Below are 19,206 nucleotides of genomic sequence, written 5' to 3' on the forward strand. Positions count from 1 at the left end.
GCGCAGGCCGGGCTAGTCGAGGCCCTCGGGGTTGTCCTGCACCATGTGCTCGACGACCCGTCCGTCCACCGCGTCGACCAGCACGAGGCCGCGCGTTCGCGGCGGATCCTCGGCCGAGTAGCAGAGCACCCGCCAGGTGGGTCGGCTGCGCAGCCCTCGCCACACCTGCTGCGCCGAGGCGTGACCGATCGGGAACGCGACCGCCTCGCCGGCGGCTTGCAGGGCCTCGGTCTCGTCTACACGCATCCGCCAGCCCGACGTGATCGACACGACGCCGATCGCCACAAGGAGGATGCCCGCACCGAGGATGCCGGCGTTCACCAGCACGGCGTCGTCGCCGGCGACCGCGAAGACCACGATGCATGCGAGTCCGACGACCGCGTACAGCACCCCCGGGATGCGTCTCCTGCTGTTGTCGGGGAAGCGGTACGGCCCGACGTGCTCTGCCGCGTTCAGGTCGGCGGGTAGCTCGTCGCGCAGCTCGTCACTCATCGTCGACGAGGCTACGGGGTCGACGCCGGGCGCGGCCACGCCGCACGGAGCCTGGCGGCCGTCACCGGCAAGGCCTCCGGCAGCGTGCGGGTGTTGGCCGTGGCGGTCATGAAGTTCGCGTCACCGGTCCAGCGAGGGACGACGTGCACGTGGAGGTGGCCGGCGACGCTGCCCCCTGCCGGCCGGCCGAGGTTGACGCCTACGTTCAGCCCGTCCGGGTGATACGCGGCCCTGATCGCCACGACCGCGTCGGTGACGCTCGCCCAGAGCTCGGCGGCCTCTTCGGGAGCGAGGTCCTCGAGGCTCGAGACCTCGCGGTACGGAAGCACCAGCAGGTGCCCGACCGAGTACGGGAAGGCGTTCAAGATGACGAACGTGTGCTGGCCCCTGTGCAAGACATGGGTCTCTTCGTCGGGCAGACCGGAGCCGAGGATGCGTGAGAACACGCTGCGCCCGTCGTCGGAGCCGACACCGCCCGCGGCCCCACCCGACTGCACGTACTCCGCTCGCCAGCCGTTCCACAGGCGCTCGAGCATCACCGGTCGGTACCGTCGACGGCCGGTGGGGCCACTTCGTCGGCCAGCAGCCGCGCGAAGTCCTCGAGCGGCACCCCACGCTGCACCTGCCCGCCACGCGGGTTGACCCCGAGGGTGCCGTGCGCCACGTCGTCGTCACCGACGACGAGCACGTAGGGGATCTTGTCGAGCTTGGCCGCGCGGATCCGCTTGCCGAGCTGGTCGTCGGCGTCGACGACGTCTACCCGATAGCCCCCGTCGCGCAGGCGCTCGGCCACCGCGCCGGCGTACTTCTCGTGCGCGGACGCCACCGGCAGCACGCGCGCCTGCAAAGGCGCGAGCCACGTCGGGAACGCGCCGGCGTAGTGCTCGACGAGCACGCCGAAGAACCGTTCGACCGAACCGAAGAGGGCCCTGTGCAACATGATCGGGCGCCGGCGGGTGTTGTCCGACGCGACGTACTCCAGCTGGAAGCGCTCCGGGGTGTTGAAGTCGCACTGGATCGTCGAGAGCTGCCATGTTCGCCCGATGGCGTCGCGCACGTGGATGTCGATCTTCGGCCCGTAGAAGGCGGCGTCACCCTCCTTCACGCTGTACGGCACCTCATGGGCCTCGAGCGCGGAGGCGAGGGCCGCCGTTGCGGCTTCCCAGATCTCGTCGCTGCCTACGTACTTCGCAGGATCCTTCGTCGACAGGTGGAAAGTGAACTCCTCGAACCCGAACGCGCGCAGCACGCTCATCACGAAGTCGAGCAGCGAGACGATCTCGTCGCGCAGCTGGTCCTCGGCACAGAAGATGTGGCTGTCGTCCTGGGTGAAGCCGCGGATGCGCATCAGCCCGTGCAGGGTGCCGGCGCGCTCATAGCGGTACACGGTGCCCAGCTCGAACAGCCGCAACGGCAGCTCGCGGTAGCTGCGCTGGCGCGCGCGGTACACGAGGCAGTGCATCGGGCAGTTCATCGGCTTGGGGTAGTACGTGCCGTTGTCCATCTCCATCGGCGGGTACATGCCATCGGCGTAGAAGTCGAGGTGGCCCGACGTCTCGAACAACTCGGCGTTCGACAGGTGCGGGGTGAAGACAGATTGGTAGCCGCCCGTCTGGTGGCGCAGGCGGCTGTAGTCCTCCATCAGCGTGCGCACGATGGCGCCCTTCGGGTGCCATACGGCGAGGCCCCCGCCGAGCTCGCTCGGGAAGCTGAGCAGGTCGAGCTCCACCGCGAGCCGGCGGTGATCGCGCTTTGCCGCCTCTTCGAGCTGGTGCAGGTGTTCGGCGAGCGCGGCCTTGGACTCCCATGCCGTGCCGTAGATGCGCTGCAGCATCGGGCCCTGCTCGCTGCCTCGCCAGTAGGCGCCGGCCACCTTCTGCAGGGCGAAGTGGCCGAGACGGCCCGTCGAGGGCACGTGGGGTCCGCGGCACAGGTCTACGAACTCGGCCGAGTTGCGGTAGACGCTGATCGTGTCGCCGCCGACGACCTCACCGGCGTCGTCGCCGTCGGCGCCGCCGGCGCGCACACGCTGGATGATCTCTCGCTTGTAGGGCTGGTCGGCGAACAGCTCGAGGGCCTCGTCGGCGGACACCTCCGAACGCACGAACGGCTGGTCGGCCGCGACCAGCTCGTGCATCCGCGCCTCGATCGCGGCGAGGTCGTCGTCGGAGAACGTCTGGCCCCCCGGCAGGTCGAAGTCGTAGTAGAAGCCGTTCTCGATCGCCGGTCCGATCGTGAACTTGGCCCCGGGGATCAGCTGGGTGACCGCCTGGGCGAGCACGTGCGCCGTCGAATGACGCAGCACGTGCCTGCCGGCATCGGTGTCGGCGGTGACGATCGCCACGTGGTCGCCGTCGCCGAGCGGCGACCCGAGGTCACGTTCCTCGCCGTCGACGACGGCGGCAACAGCGGCCTTGGCCAGCCGCGGGCCTATCCCGGCGGCGACATCGGCCGCGGTGGTCCCCGCCGGATAAGAGCGCGAACTGCCGTCGGGGAGGATGATCGTGATCTCGGCCATGACAGACCCGAGTCTACGAGGCGGCCTGCGCAGCCGGCCCGCCGTTTAGGCGGGTGACCGTGGATCAGGAGGATGCGGTGGCCAGCTCACGGGAGTAGTCGACGCGTGGCTCCGGATCGGTGACCTTGCCGATCTTGGCCGGCACCGCGGGCTCGGACTCGGCCTGCTTGCCGGCGTACACGTTGCGGTACTCCTGGCCGGTGAGCTCACGGATCTCGAACATCACCTCGTCGGTCATCGCTCTCCACCCGAGGTGCTCGTCGCCGCGCCCTTGGTAGCGCTCCGGGCGCACGGGGCGACCGATGGTGATCTTCGCCTCTTTCCCGAGCTTGGGGGCCTTCGCGTCGGGAGGCTGGATGAGATCGGTGCCGACGATGCCGACGGGGAAGATCGGGCAGCCGACCTTCATCGCCAACCGGGCGGCGCCGGTGCGGCCCTTGTACAGGAAGCCGTCACGGCTGCGCGTGCCCTCGGGGAACATCCCGAACAGCTCGCCGCGGCGCAGCACCGCTTCGGCGGCGTCGAGCGCGCCCTGGGACCGCTCCCCGCCGGAGCGATCGATCGGGATCATGCCGAGCAGGGGGAAGAGGTGCTTGGTCTTCCACGAGTCCATGTACTCCGCCTTGCCGACGAAGCTGATGTTGCGGGGCACGCTCAGCATCAAGAGCGCCGAGTCCAAGAAGCTGATGTGGTTCGGGCACAAGATCGCCGGGCCCTCGCTCGGCAGGCGCTCGAACCCGACGAGATCGAGCTTCCACAGCTTGCGCGACAACGGCCCGGCGACGGAACGAAGGCGCGTCTGAGCCTTGCCCGCTCCGCTCGCCTTCATCGCACCCTCCGACCTTCATGCACGCCAGGAGACTACGCGAGCATCGGCTCGATGTCCCCGGATTCGCCGAGAACATCGTGTGACCACTCGGTTAACGGCGCCTGCAACCGGCTCAGAGGGCGACGCCGAGCAGCGCGGCGGCCTCGCCGACGTCGTCGCCGCGAGCTGCAGCGTGGTCGATGGCGCCGAGCGCGCTTGGTGTGTCGAGGTCGTCGTCGAGCGCGGCGCGAACCTCGGCGAGCACCGCTGCGCCGTCGCCTCGCCCGGTCGAGGCTGCATCCACCCACTTCGCCAGGCGTGCCGCGGCGAGCGGCATCAGGTCGTCGGACCACTCCCACTCGCGGCGGTAGTGGTTCGCGATGATCGCGAGACGGATCGCCCGCGCGTCCCACACCTCACGCAGCGCGTCCACGAACACCAGGTTGCCGAGGCTCTTCGACATCTTCTGGCCGTCTTTGAACACCATCGCCACGTGCATCCAGTGGCGCACGAACGGCTCGCCCGTGGCCGCCTCGGACTGAGCACGCTCGCACTCGTGGTGCGGGAAGATCAGGTCGGACCCGCCGCCGTGCAGGTCGATGGTGGTACCGAGCTCACGCAGAGCCAGCGCGCTGCACTCGATGTGCCAACCGGGGCGGCCACGCCCCCACATCGTGTCCCACGACGGCTCGTCAGAGGCGGAGGGGTGCCAGAGGACGAAGTCCAGCGGATGCCGCTTGTGGGGGTCGTCCACCCGGCCGCCGCGTTCGGCGGCCATCGCCAGCATCTCCTCCTCGGTGTAGTTGCCGATCGACCCGAACGCCGGGAACCGCGACACGTCGAAGTACACCGAACCACCGGCTTCGTACGCGTAGCCCCGTTCGAGCACCATGCCGATGAAGCCGCGGATGTCGGGGATCGCGGAGGAGGCCCGCGGAGTGCTGTACACGGGAAGCAGGTTGAGCGCGGCGAGGTCGCGCTCGAAGCGCGCCTCCTCGCCGGCGGCGAGGTCGAGGTAGTGGACGCCGAGCAGGCGGGCCCGCGCGAAGAGCGGATCGTCGACGTCGGTGACGTTGCGCACGCAGCGCACCTCGTGGCCGAGATCGACGAGGCGGCGCTGCAACACGTCGTAGCAGACGAACGTGGATGCATGCCCGAGGTGGGTGGCGTCGTAGGGCGTGATCCCGCAGGTGTACATGAGCACCCGCGGGCCGGGCTCGAAGGTGACCACGGCACGGCGAGCCGTGTCGTAGAGCCGCATGGTCACGCCGTTGCGGCGGGCTCGGCTGGGGTGGCGGGCGCGGGCTGGGGGGCAGCCGCCTTGCGCGTCGCGCGCGGGTCGCCCTTGATCCCCGTGAGCTTGGGCGCCACCCGTGTCCGATAGCGGACGTTCAGCTGCAGCAGCACCGCCGTGAAGGCCTCGATCGCGGTCGCGTTCGACAGCTCGCCGGCATCGAGGGGTCGACAACCGGGGATCTTCGACACGATCTCGCTGACCACGGCGATCGCGTCCTGGTCGTCGGAGCAGATGAGCACGTCGGAGTCGATCGGCTCGCCGAGATGGCCGAGCTCCTTCGCGGGCAGGTGATGGAACGCGGCGACGACGCGACAGCGCGGCACAGCGGCGTGGACATGCCCGGCGACGCTGCCGCGGGGCGGCACGAGCGGCTGGAACTCGTGGCCCACCCGCACCAGCGCGTTCGCCATGCTGATCACCACCTTGCCGGCGAGGGCGTCGCTGTGCTCCTGCGCCGTGGTCGCCGCCGAGTCCCACGGAGTGGCGAGGACCACGATGTCGCAGTCGGAGGCACCCGCGTTGTCTCCGTAGGCGAGCTTGTCGGAGAGCTCGGGCCACTGCTCGACCAGGCTGTCCCGCGCCTCCATCGCCCGGTACTTGGACCGGGACCCGATGACCACCTTGTAACCGATCGATGCGAGTCGCGCGGCCAACGCGCTGCCAGCCGGTCCGGTGCCGCCGAGGATGCCGATGCGCATCGGTGCAGCCTTGCACACCGGCCTACATGCTCCCTAGGTTGCGCCGATGAGTGGTCTGCTCGAGGGCAAGCGCATCGTGGTCACCGGCGTCCTCACCGACGCCTCCCTCGCCTACGGCGTGGCCCGTCTCGCGCTGGAGGAGGGCGCCGAGATCGTGCTCACCGGCGCCGGGCGAGCACTGTCGCTGACCGAGCGCACGGCCCGCAAGCTCTCCGGCCCGGTCGAGGTGTTCGAGCTCGACGTGACGAGACCCGAGCACGGGGTTGCCGTGCGCGAGGCGCTCGACGCGCGATGGGGTCGAGTGGACGGAGTGCTGCACTCGATCGGGTTCGCCCCGGAAGCCTGCCTCGGCGACGACTTCATGGCGGCCGGATGGGACGACGTCGCCGTCGCCATGCACGTCAGTGCCTACTCGTTGAAGGCACTGGCCGATGCCTTCGTGCCGCTGATGACGGCCGGCGGATCGATCGTCGGGCTCGACTTCGACAACACCGTTGCCTGGCCGGCGTACAACTGGATGGGCGTGGCCAAGTCCGCCTTGGAAAGCGTCAACCGGTACCTGGCGAAAGAGCTCGGCCCCCGCGGCATCCGCTGCAACCTCGTCGCCGCCGGCCCGGTGAAGACGATGGCCGCGAAGTCGATCCCCGGGTTCGCGAAGTTCGAAGACGTCTGGGACGAGCGGGCGCCGCTCGGCTGGGACGTGACCGACTCCACCCCCGTGGCCAAGGCTTGCGTGGCCCTGCTGTCGGACTGGTTCCCGGCCACGACCGGGTCGATGGTGCACGTCGACGGCGGGTACCACGCCGTCGGGGCCTGACCCCGACACGTCCCGGTAGGGTCGCCCGGGTGAACCGGCTCGCCGGCGAGACCTCCCCCTACCTGCGCCAGCACCGCGACAACCCGGTCGACTGGTATCCCTGGGGGAACGACGCGTTCGACGCGGCGAAGGCGCGTGGGGTCCCGGTGCTGCTCTCCGTCGGCTACTCGGCGTGCCACTGGTGCCACGTGATGGCCCACGAGTGCTTCGAGGACGTCGATGTCGCGGCCACGATGAACGAGCTGTTCGTGAACGTGAAGGTGGATCGGGAGGAGCGCCCCGACGTCGACGCCGTGTACATGGATGCCGTCCAGGCGATGACCGGGCGCGGCGGTTGGCCGATGACGGTGTTCCTCACGCCCGCCGGCGAGCCGTTCTACGGCGGCACGTACTTCCCCAAGCCCTCGTTCCTGCAGCTCATGTCCGCGATCGACGACGTGTGGCGCAACCGCGGCGACGACGTGCGCCAGAACGTGGCCGCGCTGGTCGAGGTGATCGGGCGTACGGCAACACTGCGACCGGCGAACGAGGGGCCTGGGCTCGGCCACCTCGAGCGGGCCGTCGCCAGTCTCGGGGCGAGCTTCGACCCGGACTGGGGCGGCTTCGGCTCGGCGCCGAAGTTCCCTTCGACGATGAGCCTCGACCTCGTCCTCGGCGCTCACCTGCGCCGCGGCGGTGAGGTTCCCGGCGCGGAGGCCGTCGTCACCACGTCTCTCGACGCGATGGCCTCCGGCGGGATCTACGACCATCTCCGCGGGGGGTTTGCCCGCTACTCGGTCGACGCCGCGTGGCTGGTCCCCCACTTCGAGAAGATGCTCTACGACCAGGCCCTGCTCGTTCGCGCCTACGTCCACGGATGGCAGGTGTTCGGCCACGATCGCTGGCGTCAGGTGGTGGAGGAGACCGTCGGCTACGTGCTCGGCGACCTCGGCCAGAGCGCTGGCGGGTTCTCGTCGGCGGAGGACGCCGACAGCTTGGACGAGCACGGACACTCCCACGAGGGGCTCTTCTACACGTGGACCCCGGCCGAGCTGGTCGATGTGCTCGGCCCCGAGGCGGCCGCCGTCACCGGCGACTGGTTCGGCGTCACGGAGCAGGGCAACTTCGAGGGCCGCAACATCTTGAACCGCATGCACCACCGGGGAGAGCTGGCCCGGACGGCACCTGTGGAGCAGGCCCGAGCACGCCTCCTCGCGGCCCGGGAACGCCGGCCCCGGCCCGGCCTAGACGACAAGGTGCTCACCGAGTGGAACGCCCTCATGCTGTCGGCGCTCGCCGAAGCCGCCGGCGCGTTCGGCCGTGCCGACTGGTTGCAGGCTGCGATCGACTGCGGCGAGTTCCTGCTGCGTGAGCTGCGCCGGCCCGACGGTCGTTGGCACCGCTCCTGGCAGGCCGACGGCGTGCCCCGGGCGAGACACGCCGCGCTCGCCGCCGACCACGCCTGTCTCGTAGACGCCTTCACCCGGTTGGGCGAAGCCTCCGGCGAGGCGCGCTGGACCGCTGCCGCCGTGGAGTGCGCCGACGTGCTGCTCGACCACTTCTGGGATCCCGTCAACGGCGGCCTCTTCACCACCCCCGACGACGGTGAACGACTGGTCGTGCGCCAGAAGGACGTGACGGACTCGGCGACACCGTCGGCCAACTCGAGCGCTGCTGCGGCGCTGACCCGGCTCGCCGCGCTCACGGGTGAGGCTCGCTACGCGCACCACGCCGACCAGATCCTGCGCCTGCTCGCCCCCCTCGTCGGGCAGGCCCCCAGCGCGTTCGCCAACGCCCTGTCGGCCGCCGAACTGCGCGGCAGCGGCGTCACCGAAGTCGTCGTCGCCGGACACCGCCCCGATCTGGTCGACGTCGTGCGCGCCCGCTGGCGCCCGGGCGTGGTGCTGGCCTGGGGGGAGCGCTTCGACAGCCCGCTCTGGCACGAGCGTCGAGACGGCTTCGCCTACGTCTGCCGTGACTTCGCCTGCCTCGCCCCTACCGACGACGCCGCCGAGCTCGAGCGCCAGCTCACCAACTGAGCCCGGGGTCCGTTGTGCAACGGTCCGGGGGCGATTAACTTCCCGCTACGTCGCCGTGTGGTGACGCAGAGAGAGATTCGGGGAACTGATGCGACATCGATGGCTCGCCGCGACCACTGTGGCGGCGTTGGCACTTGCGGGCTGCGGCGGCGACGACGGACTCACGGGATCGAACGACGGCGGCTCCGATGCGAGCGTCATCACCGACGCTCCCGATACCACCGGCGCTGACAGCACGGGTGACACCGCGAGCGACGACACCGGCGGCCCGCCCCCGGAGTCGTTCCTCGACGAGGACATCCCGCTGCCGCTCAGCGAGGAGTGCAGCGAGTTGGCCGAGGCCGTCGAGGGCGCGTTCTCCGGCATCGGCACGGGCACCGACAGCGACATGTTCGCCGGCCTGTCCGACGCCTACGACCGGCTGCGCGAGGTCGTGCCCGACGACCTGAAGCCCGATGTCGACGTGCTCTCGGAGGCCTACTCGAAGATCGACGACGTCCTCGCCGAGTTCGACTACGACTTCACGCAGGCGTTCACCGACCCCGAGGCACAGGCAGCGATCAGCGAGGCGTTCGCCGACGCGGACGGCAGCATCGCCGAGGCGTCGACGCGGCTGAACACCTGGTTCCAGGAGCAGTGCCCGACGGGCGAGTGAGCCCTCAGGCGGCCGACTTCTCCAAGATGTGCACCCCACAGGCCGAGCCGAGGCCGATGACGTGGGCGAGGCCGACCTTCGCGCCCTCGATCTGACGGTCGCCGGCCTCGCCGCGCAGGTGGTGGCAGACCTCCCAGATGTTGGCGATGCCGGTGGCCGCGATCGGATGGCCCTTCGACTGCAGCCCGCCGGAGACGTTGACCGGCGTCGAGCCGTCGCGCCAGGTCGCCCCGGAGCGGAAGAAGTCGCCGGCGCCACCTTCGGCGCACAACACCAAGTTGTCGTAGTGCACCAGCTCGGCCGTAGCAAAGCAGTCGTGCAGCTCGACCAGGTCGAGATCCTCGGGACCGACCCCGGCCTGGTCGTAGGCCGTGCGCGCGGCGTTGCGGGTGAGCGTGTTCACGTTCGGCAGCACCTGGCAGCCCTCCTCCCACGGGTCGGAGGTGAGCACCGAGGCCGACACCTTCACCGCCCGGCGCTGCTGCTCCAGGGAGAGGGTCTTCAGCTTCGAGCCGGAGACCACCACCGCGGCAGCAGCGCCGTCGCAGTTGGCCGAGCACATCGGGCGCGTGTTGGGGTAGGCGATCATCATGTCGTTCATGATCTCTTCGAGCGTGAACCGCTTCTGGTACGCGGCGAGCGGGTTCAGCGTCGAATGGGCGTGGTTCTTCTCGGAGATGCGCGCGAACAGCTCGAAATCGACGCCACCGTACTTGTGGCCGTATTCCATGCCGATCTGCGCGAACGTGCCCGGCATGGTGTCGGTGCCGATGCGCCCGTCGGTCGGCGCCACGGCTCCGTAGCGCCCGCTCGGCGACCAGGTGTTGGAGTCGCTCTTCGCCCGTCCCCCGCCGCCGAGCAGACCCGCCCCGGCGAGCTTTTCGACACCGACCGCGAGGCCCATGTCGCACTCGCCGGCCTTCACGGCCATGATCGCCGTGCGCAGGGCGGTGGCTCCCGTCGCACACGCGTTGGACACGTTGTACGCGGGGATGCCCGTCTGGCCCACCTGCTTCTGGATCTGCTGCGCAATCCCGCCGCCGCCCATCAGGCACCCGGCGGCCATCACGCCCATCTCCTTCATCGTCACCCCACCGTCGGCGAGCGCGTTCATCACGGCCTCGGCCGCGAGATCGACGGTGTCTCGGTCTGGGTACTTGCCGAACTTGGTCATCGTGATCCCGAGGATCCAGATGTCGTCGGACGCCGTGTTCGCCATGGTGATCGGAACTCCGTTCAGCTCAAAGGTTCGAAGCCGAAGCCGATGGCCTCGGTGCCGTTGTCGTCTGTGCCGAGCACGTAGGTGGCCAAGCGCACCTTCATCCCGAGCGAGACGTGCTCGGGATCGGCCTCGGTGTTGATGATGTTGCCGCGCACGCTCGTGCCGCCGCAGTCGACGACGCCGGCGACGAAGGGCACCGGCACGCCGGGTGCGGCGAAGGTGACGATCGTGAACGCCTTCACCTCGCCCTCGGTCGGGATGTCGACCTTCACGAACTCGGTGCCAAAGCAGCCAGCACAGGCGTTACGGCGGTCGAAGAAGCGAGCGCCGCAGGCCGTGCACTCGTTGGCGACCAGATGTGGCTGGTCGCCGAGCACCAGGTAGTCGACGAGCGGGATGCGATCGGCCATGCGGCTCCCCCCAGGGTTGGTGATCGACGGGCGCTCCCAAGGTAACCGCGCTCGCGGCCGAGCGAAGAACCGGCCCTACCAGTGGTCGTAGCGCACGACGTCGCCGGGCGAGCGCCGCGGACGCGTCAGCGCCGATCCGGACGGGGCGTCGTCGGGGGCCCGGTGACCGATCGCGACGGCGGCGACGCCGACGATCCCCTCCGGGACGCCGAGCTCGGCCAGCGCCTCACGCGCGTTCTGGAAGATCCCGAACAGCAGCGCACCGAGCCCGCGGTCCTCCGCGAGGAGCAGCAGGTTCTGTGCCGCCATCGCGGCATCGGTCAACCAGAACGGCACCGGCCACATGGCGGCGTCCTCCAGGCCGTGCCCCGCCTTGTCCCCCTCCGCGTAGCGGGCGGTGTAGGCGTTCGGGTCGGCGAGCACGAGCACCACGACCGGGGCGGCGAGCACCCCCGGGCTCGTCTTCGCGAACCACTCGGCGGCGCCGGTGATCTCGAAGAACCTCGTCCGGGAAGGCCCCTTCAGCACGAGCAGGGTGAGCCCCTGGCTGAACCCGGCCGAAGGCGCACGCCGCGCGAGCTCGAGCATCTCGGCGAGGACGCCGTCGTCCAGCGCGTCGTGCGCGAACCGGCGCGTCATCCTCCGGCGGCGGATGAGCGAGTCGATCGACGAGCCGCGCGGGCTCACCGCGAACCGAGCTTCTCCAGGTCCTCCGCCATCGACCAGCCGTAGATGACGATCGCCCCACCGGCACCCGAGCGCACGGGATCGAACTGGGTGGCGACGGCAGCGTCGATCTTCTCCGGGCGCAGCGACTCGTGGTCGAGGAAGCCCTGACCGTTCTTCGCGACGACGAACGTCTTCTCGTCGTAGCTCGCCTCGACGCCGAAGCGCTTCGCGAGCCGGCGGCCCCAGGCCCGCTCCTCGCCCACCGCGCGGTGGCCGGGGCGGGGGATGATGTCGTCGAGCAGCTTGAACGCCTCCAGCCCGTCGGCACGCGCGAACCGTGACCCGATGACGACGTCCTCGTCGGGGAACGCCATCAACGCCCGGTGGTAGGCCTCGCCCATCAGGCCCTTCAAGACCTGGTCGCGCTTGGACGTCCGCTTGACGCTCATCAGGCCGAGCAGCACGCACGGGGTGCCGCCGATGCGCTCGAGCGTGGAGAACGTGAAACCGTGCAGGCGCTCGCCGTCTCGCGCCGTGGTGCAGAGCACCCAGTCCTCTTTCGCCTTCGACATCAGCCCGATGTCGAAGGCGCCGCCCATCGACGCCATTTCATCGAGATCGGCATCGGTGAGCGCCGTTGAATCCCTGGTCTCGATCTGGATCGACATGGATGTTCGCTTCTCCGGATAGGGCCCCGCCCCCGCGGGCGGACGTCTCGGGAGCGTCTATTCTGCCATCGCTTGGCGGAAAGCGGGAAACACCGCCCCTCGTCGCCTCAGAGCATGAGGGCGTCGTGGCCGAAGGCCATCCGCAACTCGGCCACGGCGCGGTCCAAGTCGACCGAGTAGGAGTCGGACAGACGCAGCACCTTGCCGGTCCCGAGGTGCAGGTACACCGACGAATCCCCGGGATGGTCGGACAGGATCCGCTTCAGGCGGTCGATCGCCCCGGCGTCGAGCGACGCGGTGGTCAGCCGCAGGTTCAGCGGCATCGCCGCGCGCAGGCCATCGAGCACCTGGATGTCCTGGCACATGAAGCCCACCCGTTCGTCGCGCCGGTCGAGGCGCCCGCGCAGGGTGACGATGACGTCGTCGGCCAGCTTGTGGCCCTGGTCGACGAGCAGCCTCGGAAACACGGTGACCTCGATGGTGGACTGCAGGTCTTCGAGCACGCACACCGCCATCTGGTCGCCCTTCTTCGTGAACTTGCGGGCGAGGTTGGTGATCACCCCTCCGAGCACGAGCTGGCTGCCGTCGTCGCGCTCCAGCGCCTCGGCGATCGAGCAGTCCACCTTGCGGCGCAGAGCACCTTCGACGCCGAGCAAGGGATGATCGCTGACGTAGAGCCCGAGCATCTCCTTCTCGAAACGCAGCCGCTCGGTCTTGTCGAACTCGACGTCGGGGATCTCGACCTTCTCGCTGAAGGCCGTGTCGTCGCTCGCACCGAGGTCGCCGAAGAGGCTCATCACGCCCTGGTCGCGCTCGCGACGGCGGGCGAGCGTGCTGTCGATGATCTGCTCGAACGCGATCAGCAGGCCGCGCCGCGGGCAGCCGAGCTGGTCGAACGCGCCTGCCTTGACCAGCGATTCGACGGTGCGCTTGTTGAGCACCTGCTCGGGCACCCGTTCGGCGAAGTCGTAGAAGCTCGTGTACGGGCCGTTCGCCGCACGCTCACGCACGAGTTGCTCGACGAGGCCCTCGCCGACGTTGCGCACCGCCGACAGCCCGAACGTGACCGCGCGCTCGTCCTGCACCGGTGCGAAGTCGACGTGGGATCGGTTCACGTCGGGGTTGCGCACTTGGATGCCCATCGAGCGAGCGTCGGCCAGGTACACCGCAGCCTTGTCGAGGTTGCCCTTCACGCTCGTCAGCAGGCAGGCCAGGTACTCGACCGGGTAGTGAGCCTTCAGGTAAGCGGTCTGATAGGTGATCAGGCCGTAGCCGAACGCGTGGCTCTTGTTGAACGCGTAGTCGGCGAACTTCTCGATCACGTCGAAGAGCTGGCGGCCGAGATCGCGGCTGTAACCGGTCTGCTCGCAGCCGGTCTCGAAGCTCTCGCGCTCGGCGGCCATCAGCTCACGCACCTTCTTGCCGCACGCCTTGCGCAAGTTGTCGGCCTGGGCGAGCGTGTAGCCGGCGAACTTCTGGGCCACCCGCATCATGCTCTCTTGGTAGATCATCAGCCCGAACGTGTCGCCGAGCACCTCGCGGGCGTCCTCGTGGAAGTAGGACACCTCCTGCCGGCCGTTCTTGCGGTCGGCGAAGTCGTAGTGCATGTTGACGCCCATCGGCCCCGGCCGGTACAGCGCGATGACGGCCGACACGTCTTCGAAGCAGTTCGGCGCGAGCGAGCGCAGGAGGGCCCTCATCGGTGGCGACTCGAGCTGGAACACCCCGATCGTGTCGCCGCGCGAGAGCAGGTCGAACGTGGCCGGGTCGTCGAGGGTGACCGCGTCGATGTCGAACTCGGCGTCGTGCGTGGCGCGGATCATCGCCACCGTGTCGGAGATGACGTCGAGGTTGCGCAGCCCGAGGAAGTCCATCTTCAGCAGCCCGAGTGCCTCGACGCCGTGCATTTCGAACTGGGTGACGACCGGCGCCGAGTCGGGGTCCTGTCCGGCCTCGGGCTTGCGCTGGATGGGCATGTAGGTGGTGAGCGGCTCCTTCGTGATCACCACCGCCGCGGCGTGGATGCCGTCGGAACGCTTCAACCCCTCCAGGCCCCGCGCCACGTCGACGACGCGCTTCACGTCGTCGTCGGTGGCGTACATCGCGCGTAGCTCCGCGGCAGCCTTGTACCCGTCGGCGTACCTCGGGTGCTCCTCGAAGCAGTGGCCGAGCGAGGTGTCGCGCCCCATCACGAGAGGTGGCATCGCCTTCGCGATCCGGTCTCCCGTGCCGTACGGGTAACCGAGCACACGCGCGGCGTCGCGCACCGCGTTGCGCGCCTTGATCGTGCCGAAGGTGATGATCTGGGCGACGTGGTCGCGCCCGTAGCGCTCGGCCGCGTAGCGGATCATCTCGTCGCGGTAGCGCGAGTCGAAGTCCATGTCGATGTCGGGCATCGAGGAGCGGCTCGGGTTCAAGAAGCGCTCGAACAGCAGGTCGTACTTGATCGGGTCGAGATCGGTGATTCGCAGGCAGTACGCGACCGCGCAGCCGGCGGCCGAGCCGCGTCCCGGCCCGACCCGGATGCCCTGCTCGCGGGCGTGGCGGATGAGATCCCAGACGATCAAGAAGTAAGAGCTGAAGCCCATGTCGGCGATGACCCGTAGCTCAAAGGAGATGCGCTCCAGCACCGCCGGCGAGAGCTGGTCGCCCCAGCGCTGCTTGGCGCCCTCGAACGTGATGTGGCGCAGGTAGTCGCCGTCGGAGGCGAACTCGTCGGGCAACGGGAAGGTGGGCAGCACGGCCCGGTGGAAGTCGATGGTGACGTCGGCGCGCTCCGCGATCCACAACGTGTTGTCACAGGCCTCGGGCAGCTCGCGGAACAGGTGGCGCATCTCGGTGGCCGACTTCAGGTAGTGCTCGTGCCCTTCGAACTTGAACCGCTTCGGATCGGACAGCATCGCCCCGGTCTGCACGCAGAGGAGCGCGTCGTGGGCCTCGTGGTCTTCGCGGTTCACGTAGTGCGAGTCGTTCGTCGCGAGCAGCGGGGCACCGATGCGCTTCGCGATCTCGACCAGCTTCGGGTTCGTCTCGCGCTGAGCGGCCAGACCGTGGTCCTGCAGCTCGACGAACAGGTTGTCCTTGCCGAAGATCTCCTGCAGCCGCCCGGCCTTCGCCAGCGCGCCGCGCTCGTCGCCCTGGAGGAGCGCCTGCAGCACGTGGCCCCCGAGGCAGCCGGTGGTCGCGATCAGGCCCTCGTGGTACCGCTCGAGCAGCTCCCAGTCCATGCGCGGCTTGTAGTAGTAGCCCTCCAAGAACGCGAGGCTGGCGAGCTGGAGCAGGTTGCGGTACCCCTGGTCGGACTCCGCGAGCAGCGTGAGGTGGTAGTAGAGCTTCTTGCCGCCCTCGGTGTCGCCGCCCGAGTCGTCGATCCGGCCTCGCCTGGCCGGGCGCTCCGTGCGCGACTCGTAGGCCATGTAGGCCTCGGTCCCGATCACCGGCTTGATCCCGTGCCGGTTGCACTCCTTGTAGAAGTCGAGGACGCCGTACATGTTGCCGTGGTCGGTCATACCGATCGCCGGCTGGCCGTCGGCGAGCGCCGTCGCGACGAGCTGGTCCAGCCGCGCCGCCCCGTCCAGCATCGAGAACTCGGTGTGGACGTGGAGGTGGGTGAACGAGTCGCCCATCGGGCGGGGCCTCCTGTCAGGGAAGGAGCTGGCGCAGATGCGATTTCGATGCCGACCGGCGACCAAACGACACCGGTGTGATTAGGGGACAGTAGCAGGACGCCCGGGCGTCAGAGGTACGTGCCGGGGCGCTCACCGGTCTCGGGTCCTCTCCCGGGCACGGCACCGGGAGGCAGCTGGCGGAGCTGGTCGAACTGCTGGCGAGCGGCGAGCTGTTGGGCGAAGAGGGTGGCCTGGATCCCGTGGAAGAGGCCCTCCAGCCAGCCGACGAGCTGGGCCTGGGCGACGCGCAGCTCGCCTTCGGAAGGGACCTCGCCGTCGCGGAACGGAAGCGCCAACGAGCGCAGCTCCTCTTGGAGGTCCTCCGACAGCGCCGAGGCCAGCTCGACGATCGAACGCTCGTAGATCTCGGCGAGGCGCTCGCGGCTCGGCACGTCGAGACCGGCTGAGCCGCGCACCTCGTCGAGCAACTGGCGCACCATCGAGCCGATGCGCATCACCTTCGCGGGCTCGCTCACGGTCTCTCCGCGCGCGCTCTCCCCCGCGGGTTCGGTCCCGTCCTCGCCGGCCGGGCCGGCCGGACCGGGCGGGATCACCTCTCCCCGCTCGATCCGCAGGCCGTCGCTCGTGTCGTCAATCTCCATGATCTCTCATCCTTACCAGACAACTGAATCGGACATCAGCCCGCCGTGGCGACGAGGAACGGAACGTCGATCTCGGCAGGGGTCAACGACCCGTGACGGCAGACGAGCTGGAACGGCCCGGTGTCGAGTGGGTCGTGGAAGCTGATCGGGGCATGGGCGACGAGGGCCACGTCGCCGAGGCGCCTCGCCACCGGCGGGGATACGACCTGGCCGAGCCATCCCTCCTCCAGCACCTGTTCCCGGTTGACGACCCAGGCCACCGACCCGTGCGCCGCGCTCGCCGCGGCGAGGAGCTCACCGGCCGCACCCGGTTTCGCGTGGAGCCAGCGGAAGCGGCCCTCTCCCGACTGGTGATCGGTCAGGGCGAGCACCTCGGCCGCGGGAGGCATCGTCTGGCCCCCCACCTGCACCTGGCCGTGATCGGCCACCACAACGAGCGCGCTTCCGGTGGGGAGCGCCGTGATCACGTCGCCGACGAGACGGTCGGCGGTGCGCAGCTCGGCCTCGTAGTAGGCACCGAAGCCGCGCTCGTGGGCGATCTTGTCGACGCCGTCGTAGTACGCGTAGACGAACGGCTCGCCGGCGACGAGCTGTTGGTGGATCTCGACCGCGATGCTCGACGTCGAGCGCCAGCCGACCGGCTTGCAGCCGCGCAGGTGGGCCTCGCTGAACCCCGAGCTCTCCAGCTCCGTCCGGCTGACCACAGGCACGCGGTGGCCGAGGAACGGGGTGAACGGCTGCACCTCCGACGGCGGATGCTTGCGCCGCATGTCGCCTCGCTCCGAGCTCCAGCGCAGCGTGTTGACGATGTCGCCGGCGAGCTCGATCCGGTAGCCGATCACCCCGTGCTCGCCGGGGGTGAGCCCGGTGGTGATCGAGGTCAGCGCGGTCGCGGTCGTCGTCGGGCACACCGTGGTGATCGCGCGCCCGGACATCGCGGCGAGCGTCGGGGCGATGTCACGGTGCTCTTGGAGCTGGTGCCACCCGAGGCCGTCGAGGACGAGCAGCACCACCTGGCGCGCGTCGGCCAGCGCCTCGGGCATCCATCGGGGCAGCTCCCGGGTGGGGCCGAGCAGGGCGGGCACGATCGCGCGCACGTTGGCGCCTGCATAGTCGGGAAGCACTGGTTCGTTCACGGCGTCCGCCAGTCCATCACCCACGGGCTCCCGGTCGCCAGCCGCGGCCGCCGCCGGCCGCGAGTAAGGCGCCGACACCTCCTACGATGGCCCCCGTGCGCGTGTCGACGAGGGGTGACTATGCCTGTCGTGCCCTGTTGTCGCTCGCACTCCACTCCGACGAGGGGGGCCCGACGTCGGTGCGCGACATCGCCGAGCGAACGGGCCTGCCCCAGCCCTACCTCGAGCAGATCCTGCTCGCGCTGAAGGGCGCCGGGCTCGTGCGGTCCAAGCGCGGCGTCGGCGGCGGCTACGTCCTCGCCCGCCGCGCCGAGGAGATCCGCCTGTCGGAGATCATCTCCGCGGTGGACGGCCCGATCGCGCTCGGCGACTTCGGCGAGCCGCACGCCGACGGGTCCTGCGACCACGAAGGCCAGTGCGTGCTGCTCGCGATCTGGAAGCAGGCCGGCGACCACATGCGCCGCCACCTGGAGGGGTTCACGCTGGCCGGCATCGCCGAGGCCGCCCGCGGCGAGGCGCCGTGGCCAGGTGAGCGCGACGGCCTTTAGCGGCCGGCCGACGCAGACCATCACGCCTCGCCGGTGCCGTCGGCGCCCCCGCGATCGGCCAGACCGGAGAGGATCTCGGCCAGGTCGGCAGGCAGGGCGGCATCGAAGTGCAGCTCCTCGCCTGTGCGGGGGTGGTCGAACGCGAGATGAGCGGCGTGGAGGAAGGGGCGATCGGAGGTGACCCCGCGACGGTTGCCCCCGTACGTCGCATCGCCGACCACCGGATGCCCCGTGGCCGTGAGGTGGACCCGGATCTGGTGCGTGCGCCCGGTCTCCAGCTCGCAGCGCAACAGCGTCACCCCGGGATCGGCGAAGTGGCGGACCACCTGGTAGCGCGTCCGCGCCGGGCGACCACCGACGACGACGGCCATCCGCATCGGGTCACGCTGGTCGCGACCGATCGGAGCCTCGATGATGCCCGTCGCCGCCTCGGGCCGGCCCCACACCAAGACGTCGTAGCTGCGCTGCACCCTGCGGGCGGACATCGCGGCGACGAGCGCGTGGTAGGCGGCCGCGGTGCGAGCGACGACGAGCAGCCCGGAGGTCCCGGCGTCGAGCCGGTGGACGATCCCGGGACGGGCGACGTCGCCGACGGTGGCCAACTCCGGGAACTGCGCTAGCAGCCCGTTGACGAGCGTCCCCTCGGGGTTCCCCGCCCCCGGGTGCACGACGAGGCCGGCCGGTTTGTCGACCACGATCACGTCGTCGTCCGCGTAGACGACGCGGAACGAGACGTCGGGGTCGGCCGCGGGTAGCGAGCGCTTCGGCAGTTGGGCCGCGTCGACCTCGACCACCTGCCCTGCGCGGACGCGCTGCTTGCCCGACACCACCACTGCGCCGTCGAGGCGGACACCACCCGCGGCGACCACCGCGGCCGCGTCGGCCCGGGCGACAGAGGCCACGAGCGCGACGAGGCGGTCTACGCGCACGCCGTCGAGCGCCGCCGGGACCTCCTCGGTGATCGCGCGATCGGGCATCGC

The 19,206-nt window shown here is 69.9% G+C and carries 18 protein-coding genes; 4 read left to right on the forward strand and 14 right to left on the reverse strand.

Annotated features, from left to right (window positions below; genetic code table 11):
- Positions 1–12: 12 nt before the first annotated feature.
- From IPM43_00685 to npdG, 6 genes are all read right to left on the reverse strand, one after another.
- Positions 13–492: a hypothetical protein gene (locus tag IPM43_00685; GenBank protein QQS24948.1), complete on the reverse strand. Its 480-nt coding sequence runs from the start codon at positions 490–492 to the stop codon at positions 13–15.
- An 11-nt stretch (positions 493–503) separates the two neighbouring features.
- Positions 504–1,028, reverse strand: a complete 525-nt coding sequence (locus IPM43_00690; GenBank protein ID QQS24949.1) for an HIT domain-containing protein — start codon at positions 1,026–1,028, stop codon at positions 504–506.
- Positions 1,028–3,010 (reverse strand): threonine--tRNA ligase, encoded by a 1,983-nt coding sequence (gene thrS / locus IPM43_00695; GenBank protein ID QQS24950.1) that lies wholly within the window; start codon positions 3,008–3,010, stop codon positions 1,028–1,030. Before thrS ends, IPM43_00690 begins: the two co-directional genes overlap by 1 nt.
- 64 nt (positions 3,011–3,074) lie before the next feature.
- Entirely contained in the window at positions 3,075–3,839 is a 765-nt protein-coding gene (locus IPM43_00700; GenBank protein QQS24951.1) for a 1-acyl-sn-glycerol-3-phosphate acyltransferase, read from the reverse strand.
- Between the two features lie 112 nt (positions 3,840–3,951).
- Positions 3,952–5,079, reverse strand: coding sequence for a cysteine--tRNA ligase (locus tag IPM43_00705; protein QQS24952.1), 1,128 nt, complete (start codon positions 5,077–5,079; stop codon positions 3,952–3,954).
- A gap of 2 nt (positions 5,080–5,081) precedes the next feature.
- Positions 5,082–5,813 (reverse strand): NADPH-dependent F420 reductase, encoded by a 732-nt coding sequence (gene npdG, locus IPM43_00710; GenBank protein ID QQS24953.1) that lies wholly within the window; start codon positions 5,811–5,813, stop codon positions 5,082–5,084.
- Between the two features lie 46 nt (positions 5,814–5,859).
- Between npdG and fabI the strand changes: the two genes are divergently transcribed.
- The 3 genes from fabI to IPM43_00725 all read left to right on the forward strand — a co-directional run bounded on the left by fabI (position 5,860) and on the right by IPM43_00725 (position 9,303).
- Positions 5,860–6,630 (forward strand): enoyl-ACP reductase FabI, encoded by a 771-nt coding sequence (fabI, locus tag IPM43_00715; protein QQS24954.1) that lies wholly within the window; start codon positions 5,860–5,862, stop codon positions 6,628–6,630.
- 29 nt (positions 6,631–6,659) lie between these two features.
- The gene (locus tag IPM43_00720) at positions 6,660–8,648 is read left to right on the forward strand and encodes a thioredoxin domain-containing protein (protein QQS24955.1); all 1,989 of its coding nucleotides are present in this window, start codon (positions 6,660–6,662) and stop codon (positions 8,646–8,648) included.
- An 88-nt stretch (positions 8,649–8,736) separates the two neighbouring features.
- The gene (locus IPM43_00725) at positions 8,737–9,303 is read left to right on the forward strand and encodes a hypothetical protein (GenBank protein ID QQS24956.1); all 567 of its coding nucleotides are present in this window, start codon (positions 8,737–8,739) and stop codon (positions 9,301–9,303) included.
- A gap of 4 nt (positions 9,304–9,307) precedes the next feature.
- Here the strand turns inward: IPM43_00725 and IPM43_00730 are convergent, their stop codons facing one another.
- The 7 genes from IPM43_00730 to IPM43_00760 form a co-directional block, all read right to left on the reverse strand.
- A complete protein-coding gene (locus tag IPM43_00730; GenBank protein QQS24957.1) occupies positions 9,308–10,522 on the reverse strand; it encodes a thiolase family protein in 1,215 nt (404 codons plus the stop codon).
- Between the two features lie 17 nt (positions 10,523–10,539).
- Positions 10,540–10,935, reverse strand: coding sequence for an OB-fold domain-containing protein (locus tag IPM43_00735; GenBank protein QQS24958.1), 396 nt, complete (start codon positions 10,933–10,935; stop codon positions 10,540–10,542).
- A gap of 75 nt (positions 10,936–11,010) precedes the next feature.
- Positions 11,011–11,622: a nitroreductase family protein gene (locus IPM43_00740; protein QQS24959.1), complete on the reverse strand. Its 612-nt coding sequence runs from the start codon at positions 11,620–11,622 to the stop codon at positions 11,011–11,013.
- Positions 11,619–12,272, reverse strand: coding sequence for a hypothetical protein (locus tag IPM43_00745; GenBank protein ID QQS24960.1), 654 nt, complete (start codon positions 12,270–12,272; stop codon positions 11,619–11,621). The genes IPM43_00740 and IPM43_00745 overlap by 4 nt, the downstream gene beginning before the upstream one ends.
- 107 nt (positions 12,273–12,379) lie before the next feature.
- Positions 12,380–15,898, reverse strand: a complete 3,519-nt coding sequence (dnaE, locus tag IPM43_00750) for a DNA polymerase III subunit alpha (protein ID QQS24961.1) — start codon at positions 15,896–15,898, stop codon at positions 12,380–12,382.
- A gap of 110 nt (positions 15,899–16,008) precedes the next feature.
- Complete coding sequence (locus IPM43_00755) at positions 16,009–16,542, reverse strand: bacterial proteasome activator family protein (GenBank protein QQS24962.1); 534 nt, start codon at positions 16,540–16,542, stop codon at positions 16,009–16,011.
- 35 nt (positions 16,543–16,577) lie between these two features.
- Positions 16,578–17,639, reverse strand: a complete 1,062-nt coding sequence (locus tag IPM43_00760) for an alkaline phosphatase family protein (protein QQS26277.1) — start codon at positions 17,637–17,639, stop codon at positions 16,578–16,580.
- 134 nt (positions 17,640–17,773) lie between these two features.
- Here IPM43_00760 and IPM43_00765 point away from each other — a divergent pair, with 134 nt between their 5' ends.
- Positions 17,774–18,226: an Rrf2 family transcriptional regulator gene (locus IPM43_00765; protein ID QQS24963.1), complete on the forward strand. Its 453-nt coding sequence runs from the start codon at positions 17,774–17,776 to the stop codon at positions 18,224–18,226.
- A 20-nt stretch (positions 18,227–18,246) separates the two neighbouring features.
- Here IPM43_00765 and IPM43_00770 read toward each other — a convergent pair whose 3' ends face one another.
- The gene (locus IPM43_00770; GenBank protein QQS24964.1) at positions 18,247–19,203 is read right to left on the reverse strand and encodes an RluA family pseudouridine synthase; all 957 of its coding nucleotides are present in this window, start codon (positions 19,201–19,203) and stop codon (positions 18,247–18,249) included.
- Positions 19,204–19,206: the final 3 nt, after the last annotated feature.

This window comes from Actinomycetota bacterium, from assembly GCA_016700055.1.
Taxonomy (GTDB): Bacteria; Actinomycetota; Acidimicrobiia; order Acidimicrobiales; family Ilumatobacteraceae; genus Kalu-18.